Source organism: Rhodococcus sp. CX (assembly GCF_015865005.1).
Classification (GTDB): Bacteria; Actinomycetota; Actinomycetes; order Mycobacteriales; family Mycobacteriaceae; genus Rhodococcus.
Genome location: NZ_JADZGH010000268.1, coordinates 12,631 through 17,063, shown reverse-complemented (window position 1 = coordinate 17,063; position 4,433 = coordinate 12,631). Strand labels below are relative to the sequence as shown.

At 71.4% G+C, this 4,433-nt stretch carries 4 protein-coding genes and 1 pseudogene; 4 read left to right on the top strand and 1 reads right to left on the bottom strand.

The genetic code is table 11. The features are described from left to right. The 3 genes and pseudogenes from I0Q12_RS29890 to I0Q12_RS29880 form a co-directional block, all read left to right on the top strand. Window positions 1–401: pseudogene (locus I0Q12_RS29890) on the top strand (hydroxylase); the annotation flags it as partial. A gap of 4 nt (window positions 402–405) precedes the next feature. Further along, window positions 406–1,266, top strand: coding sequence for a hypothetical protein (locus I0Q12_RS29885; RefSeq protein ID WP_248674318.1), 861 nt, complete (start codon window positions 406–408; stop codon window positions 1,264–1,266). Between the two features lie 161 nt (window positions 1,267–1,427). After that, the gene (locus I0Q12_RS29880; RefSeq protein ID WP_197257419.1) at window positions 1,428–1,793 is read left to right on the top strand and encodes a DoxX family protein; all 366 of its coding nucleotides are present in this window, start codon (window positions 1,428–1,430) and stop codon (window positions 1,791–1,793) included. Between the two features lie 30 nt (window positions 1,794–1,823). On the opposite strand, the gene I0Q12_RS29875 is transcribed toward I0Q12_RS29880, so the two are convergent. After that, window positions 1,824–3,347 carry an MFS transporter gene (locus tag I0Q12_RS29875; protein WP_197257417.1) on the bottom strand — a complete coding sequence of 508 codons (1,524 nt, stop codon included), beginning with the start codon at window positions 3,345–3,347 and terminating at the stop codon, window positions 1,824–1,826. 79 nt (window positions 3,348–3,426) lie between these two features. On the opposite strand from I0Q12_RS29875, the gene I0Q12_RS29870 reads away from it, so the two are divergent. After that, window positions 3,427–4,433: winged helix DNA-binding domain-containing protein (locus I0Q12_RS29870; protein WP_307846637.1), on the top strand; the 1,007-nt coding region annotated here is incomplete at its 3' end.

Below are 4,433 nucleotides of genomic sequence, written 5' to 3'. Positions count from 1 at the left end.
TCCGCACCACCGGCGAGGTGCGCGGTGCGTACCCGACGGCGGCGACCGCCCCGATCGCCCTCGAGGACATCGCGGCGGTCGCTGCCCGGGCACTGCTCGACGACGCCCATGCGGGCCGCACCTACGAGCTGACCGGCCCCGAGTCGCTCAGCCACCCCGACATCGTCCGCGAGATCGGCCGGGCGCTCGGCCGTGAGGTGCCGTTCCGCGAGGTGAGCCGCGAAGAGGCGGAGACGTTGCTGAAACGGTCGATGGGGGAGTACGCGGGCTGGTATCTCGACGGCAGAGCATCCATGATCGGTCGTCCGCAGCAGGTCACGCGGACCGTCGAGGACGTTATCGGCCGACCGGCCACGACCTTCGCCCAGTGGGCGCACGCCCACGTCGACGAGTTCCGGTGACGCGGTGGCGGACGCAGACGTGGATCCCGAGGAGATCGCCGACGAGCTGTACGGCCTCGACCCGAACGACTTCGTCGCGGCCAGGGACGAATACGTCGCGCAGGCCCGCAAGGCAGGCGATCGGGACACGGCAGCGGCGATCGGCAGGCTGCGCAAACCGACGGTCGCGGCGTGGCTGGTGAATCTGCTCGCCCGCGACCGCGCCGACGAACTCGCCGCGCTGCTCGACCTCGGCGAGGCCCTGCGCAAGGCCCAACGCCGCTTGTCCGGCAGCGATCTGCGCAAGCTGTCGAACCAGCGTCGGCACGCGGTCGGGGCGCTCGAACGGGAGGCGGGCCGTCTCGCCGTCGCGCGCGGACGCCGGGTGAGCGAGGCGGCGCTGCGTGAGGTCGGGCAGACCCTCAACGCCGCTCTCGCCGACCCGGACATCGAGGAACGGGTGCGTGCCGGGCGGCTCGAAACCTCGCTCGAATACAGCGGATTCGGAGACACCGGTGCGGCTCCGCTGCACGTCGTCCGCGATCGGGCGAAGGACACCGCGACCGAGGAGTCCGAGGACGAACAGGCGCGCGCCGCCGAGAAGGAGAAGGAGAAGGCCCGCGCGGCCGAACTGAAACGCGCGATCGCCGACGCGGAAGCCGCCCAGGCGGCCGTCGTCGAGGCCCGCGCCGCGGCCGAACGAGCCGAGCAGGAACTTACTCGCCACGAGACGCGGGTGCGGGAGCTGCGCGAACAACTCCAGCACGCCGAAGAGCAGCGCGAGTTCGCGCGCAGTGCCGCCAAAGCCGCGGCGCAGGACGCGAAGGAGGCCGAGCGCGCGGCCTCGGCGGCGAATGCAGCGGTCAGCCGTCTGCGGGGTGAGTGACCGAAGCTCCGACGATCGACGCGGTGAATGCGAATCCGCCCACGCTGCAGCGGGGGCGGATTCCGAAACGCGTCGTGGATGGGGACGAGCCCGATGCGGGAGTCACGATCCGGGCGTCCGAATCGTCGAACAGACGACAGGACTATCGGACGGAGAAGCTCATGGACACCGCATACATCGCAATCACCGTCCTGGCCGCCGTCGCGATGGCGAGTGCCGCCACGCTGAGCCTGGTTCGGCACCGGCTCGTCGTGGCCGCAGCCGACGTCGTGGAGCTGCCCCGCTCGTGGGTGCCGCGACTGGGGGCGCTCCTGGGGGCGGGTGCGGTCGGGCTGATCGTGGGATTCGCGGTCCCCGTGCTCGGCGTGGTCACGGCGGTCGCTCTCGTGCTGTACTTCCTCGCCGCCGTCGGCGCCCACATACGGGTGCGCGACCACGATCCGGGGCGGCTCGCGAACGTCCTGACGTTCCTCGTCCTCGCGGTCGCTGCCCTCGTGTCGAGCGTGCTGTATCACGTCCCGTGGTGATCGGGACCGGACCTACACGGGGAATTCCCGTTACGGGTGCTCCGGCGTACCTGCGAGATCGGTTCTGCCGGTAGTAGGGACCCGGCCGCCGGCGAGCCCGTCGACCACGGCCCATTCCGCGGCCAGCGCCGTCGCCTCGACCTCGTCCTCCTCGACGTCGGTGAGTGGCCGCGAGGGTGCCCGCACCGTGACGAACACCAGGACCGCGGCGGCGGTCGCGGCGACCGCGGCGAGCCCGAACGCGGCGACGAAGGCGGACTGCTTCGCGAATCCGCCCGCGCCGACGAGCGTCGCGAGCAGCGTGGTGACCAGCGCGCTGCTCAGGGAACTGCCGATGGTCCGGGCGATCGAGTTGATGCTGTTGGCGACGCCGGTCTCGTCGGGCCGGACCTCGGCGACGAGCAGCGCCGGCAGCGCCGCGTAGGCGAGGCTGACGAAGACCGAGACGAGGATGCCCGAGACGATGATGTGCCAGCTCAGGTCGTGCAGCACGGCGATGAGCACGAACCCGGCCGTGCCGATCACGCAGGACACCCCGAGGACCCGTTTGGCGGTGAATCGATGCACGAGACGGCCCGCCAGTGCCGCGGCGATCACCCCGACCAGCGCGCCCGGCAGCATGTACACGGCGGTGGCCTCGAGCACCGTCGCACCGAATCCGTAGCCCGCCGCCGGCGGGGTCTGGACGAAGTACGATGTCGCGAGGAAGTTCACGAACATCGCGACTCCCACGAGCAGTCCCGTCAGATGCAATACGAGCACGGGCCGGTGGGTGAGCATGCGCGGCGGGACGAGCGGTTCGTCGACGTGCCGTTCGAACGCGAACCAGCCGGCGAGCACGGTCAGGCCGCCGGCCGCACACAGCAACGTCGCCGGTGAACCCCAGCCCCACGTGCCGCCCTCCGACAGCGCCAGCAGCGCGAGGGCCAGCCCGAGCGACAGCAGTACCGCCCCGGCCCAGTCGATCCGGCCGTGCGCCGCAGCGACACGTTTCGGGACGACGACGAACGCCATCACCAGCCCGGCGAGGTTGAACAGCACCAACAGCCAGAACACCCGCCGGTAGTCGGTGTCGCCCGACACGGTCGTGCCGGTGAGAACCATGCCGATCGCCCCGCCGACGCCCATCGTTCCGGACAGCAGCCCCATCGCGCCGACGAGCCGATCCGGGGCGATCTCCTCGCGGAGCACCGCGATGCCCACGGGGAACAACGCGTACGAGGCCCCCTGCAGCACCCGGCCGACGACGAGCAGCGCGAACGAATCGGTGAGCGCGCACAGCAGCGACCCGGCCAGCACCACCCACAGGATTCCCATGAGGATCGCGCGTTTGCCGCGAAGGTCGGCGAGCCGTCCGAGGACGGGGGTCGCGACCGCTGCGGCCAGGAGGTTCGCGGTGAGCAGCCAGCCGGAGGCGGTGGTGCTCACGCCGAGTTGCGCGCGGATGGTGCCGACGATGGGCACCACGACGGTCTGCATCACGGCGACGGTGGTGACGATGAGACACAGTGCGGGTAGCAACAGTCTGGTACGCAACGTGTCCGATCTCGCCATCAGCCGACCGTAGCAGTGACGAACCACGACAGCGTGCGAGCAACCGGCACGCGGGACACAGGGGTGCGAAGGTGGGTCGGTGACGCCCCGCACCCTCACGAACCGTGAGCTCGGCCGCGCGACCCTCGCGCGCCAGCACCTGCTGCGCCGCAGCGACCTCGGTCCACTGCCGATGATCGAGCACCTGCTGGGTCTTCAGGCGCAGGCATCCCTCCCGCCCTATCTCGCGTTGTGGAGCCGGATCGGGCGATTCGCACCCGAGTCCCTCTCCGGCCTCATCGCCGCCCGCACGGTCGTGCGGATCGTCCTCATGCGCGGCACGATCTTCGCGGTCTCGGCGGCAGACGCGGCCGCGCTGCGTCCGTGGGTGCAGCCGCTGCTCGACCGCGACCTGGACACCAACACCGCCTACGCCGCCGCGCTGGCCGGGGTGGATCGGGACGCGCTCGCCGCCGCCGGACGCGAACTGGTCCGCGACGTGCCGCGTAGTCAGCAGGAACTGCAACCGCTGCTCGCCGAACGGTTCCCGGGCCGCGACCCGAAAGCCCTCGCGCACGGGGTACGCGGACTCGTGCCGATGGTGCAGGTGCCGCCGCGCGGTCTGTGGGGCAGGTCCGGGCAGCCGCGGCTGGCCGTGCTCGACGAGTGGACCGGTCACCCGCCGGTCGCACCGGACCCGGAGTCGCTGCTGCTGCGCTACCTCGGGGCGTTCGGGCCCGCGAGCGTGCGGGACGCGCAGGCGTGGTGCGGGCTCACCCGGCTCGGCGAGGTCTTCGAGCGGCTGCGGCCGCGGCTCGAGGTCTTCCGCGACGAGCGCGGCGTCGAACTGTTCGACCTGCCCGACGCACCGCGCCCCGATCCCGCGACCCCCGCCCCGGCGCGCATCCTCGCGCCCTACGACAACGTGCTGCTCTCGCATGCCGACCGGTCGCGGCTGATCTCGGACGAGAACCGGCGCCGCATCATGACGCAGAACGGCATCGTCAAGCCGGCCGTACTCGTCGGCGGGACCGTCGCGGGTATCGCCGACCTGAGGATCACGAAACAGGCTGCGGCACTGGATATCACACCGTGGCGCAGGCTCAC